General features: G+C 51.3%; 3 protein-coding genes and 1 pseudogene. 3 read left to right on the top strand and 1 reads right to left on the bottom strand.

Features of this window, described 5'->3' with window-relative positions:
• Nucleotides 1–310 (bottom strand): annotated as a pseudogene (locus RMO52_RS15060) (sigma-70 family RNA polymerase sigma factor); the annotation flags it as partial.
• An 8-nt stretch (nucleotides 311–318) separates the two neighbouring features.
• On the opposite strand from RMO52_RS15060, the gene RMO52_RS15055 reads away from it, so the two are divergent.
• From RMO52_RS15055 to RMO52_RS15045, 3 genes are all read left to right on the top strand, one after another.
• On the top strand, nucleotides 319–477 hold the full coding sequence (locus RMO52_RS15055) for a hypothetical protein (protein WP_310415679.1): 159 nt from the start codon (nucleotides 319–321) through the stop codon (nucleotides 475–477).
• 4 nt (nucleotides 478–481) lie between these two features.
• Nucleotides 482–1,033 (top strand): thioredoxin family protein, encoded by a 552-nt coding sequence (locus RMO52_RS15050; RefSeq protein ID WP_309743892.1) that lies wholly within the window; start codon nucleotides 482–484, stop codon nucleotides 1,031–1,033.
• Nucleotides 1,034–1,246: 213 nt separating this feature from the next.
• The coding region (locus tag RMO52_RS15045) for an NAD(P)/FAD-dependent oxidoreductase (protein WP_310415682.1) at nucleotides 1,247–1,784 on the top strand (538 nt) is incomplete at its 3' end.

The raw sequence follows: 1,784 nt of genomic DNA, 5'->3' as shown, positions 1-1,784 counted from the left end.
TACCAGTGATGTCAATCAGCCAGTTTTGCCAATTAGTCGAGTGAGAATCTGCCGATAACTTAACTCGATCGAGTTCCTCAAAAATCTGTCGCCACGCGATCGCAAATAAATAATCAGCCTGAGCCTGAGACTCAACCGCATGTTGAATCACACTATGCACGATCGCCCCATAGCGACAAAACAAAGCTGTAAAAAATTTACCCTGTTCGGGATGTAACTGATGCAAACTAACTAAATCTCGATCGCTATAATCAGTTAGCTCTCTTAAGATCTCGCGATTGGCTTCGGGGAAGGTAGGGATTGACAACATCGATCGGATTGGTTGACAGTTTAACAGCGATCGGTATCGATCTACTAGCGACTAAAAAGACACATAGCTGCCAGTGTATCACCCGATCGCCAACCGATCGGACTGAGTTTTACCTCACTCCCAAACTCCACGATATATTTAGCTTACAGACTATTATTAAATTTTAAATTTATGGCAATGGAATCTAGCTCTGCACCCCAACGGCTGCGTAACTTTGCAATCGTCTCGATCGCGATCTTGCTATCCGTTGCACTTGTTTTAGGCATTCGCGCCCAAAACTTTACCGATAGTCTCGAAGGTCAAGCCAAACAATCCCAACCGATCGACATCGCCCTTAGCAATGGTAAACCGACACTAATGGAATTTTATGCTGACTGGTGTACCAGTTGTCAAGCAATGGCACCAGATCTCGCCGCGATCAAATCCCAATTTGGCGATCGCATCAATTTCTCCATGCTCAACGTCGATAATACCAAATGGCTCCCCGAAGTCACCAAATACCGCGTCGATGGAATTCCCCACTTTGTCTTCTTCGATAACAAAGGCACCGTCCTCGCTCAAGCCATCGGCGAACAGCCCCGCCAAATATTAACATCGAAACTTACCGACCTCATCGCCGGAACCGCCCTCACCGACACCACCACAGCCGGAGAAGTCTCCAAATTCACACCCAAAGTAGTCCCCAGCGGCAGTAATGAAGATCCCCGCGCACATGGAGCATAGGAATTAGGCTTTAGGAATTAGGCTTTAGGCTTTAGGAAATAAAATCCCCTCCTCGGAGCGAAAAGTGCGGTCTTGGGGTTTCCCCAAGTAGAGCACCTTTTCAAGACAGGGGTGCCCGACAGGGCGGGGTGGGTAGATCTCCGCATCTCACTAACTCCCCCAGTCCCCCAGTCTCGCCAGTCCCCCCGTCCCCCCGTCCCCACACCCCCACCCGTGCCCCAAATCATCATCATCGGCGGCGGCGCAGCAGGCTTCTTTGCTGCTGTTACCTGCGCCCAAACTTATCCCGATACCCGCGTTACCCTGCTCGAAGCGGGTAAATATCCCCTCGCTAAGGTCAAAATCTCTGGTGGCGGTAGGTGTAACGTCACTCATGCCTGTTTCGATCCTACCCAATTGGTACAGTACTACCCGCGCGGTAATAAGGCTCTGCGGGGAGCTTTTACCCGCTTCCAACCTCAAGATACCGTAGCTTGGTATGCCGATCGCGGGGTCAAACTCAAAACTGAAGCCGACGGACGGATGTTTCCGACTACCGACGACTCCGACACGATCGTCAGGTGCTTAATGGACGCTGCGGCGGCTGCTGGGGTCAAAATTTGGACGGGGGCTGCTGTCAGCGATATTACGCCCCAGCAGCCCTCAGGATGGGCTGTAAACCTCAAATCCGGGCAAGTTCTGACAGCCGATCGCGTCTTACTCGCCACGGGTAGCAATCCCAGTGCTTACAAATGGGCGCAACAACTCGGAC

This window comes from Chamaesiphon sp. OTE_8_metabat_110 (genome assembly GCF_031382685.1).
Lineage (GTDB): Bacteria > Cyanobacteriota > Cyanobacteriia > Cyanobacteriales > Chamaesiphonaceae > Chamaesiphon.
The sequence above is the reverse complement of the archived record's forward strand: the minus strand, read 5'-3'. Positions and strand labels throughout refer to the sequence as shown.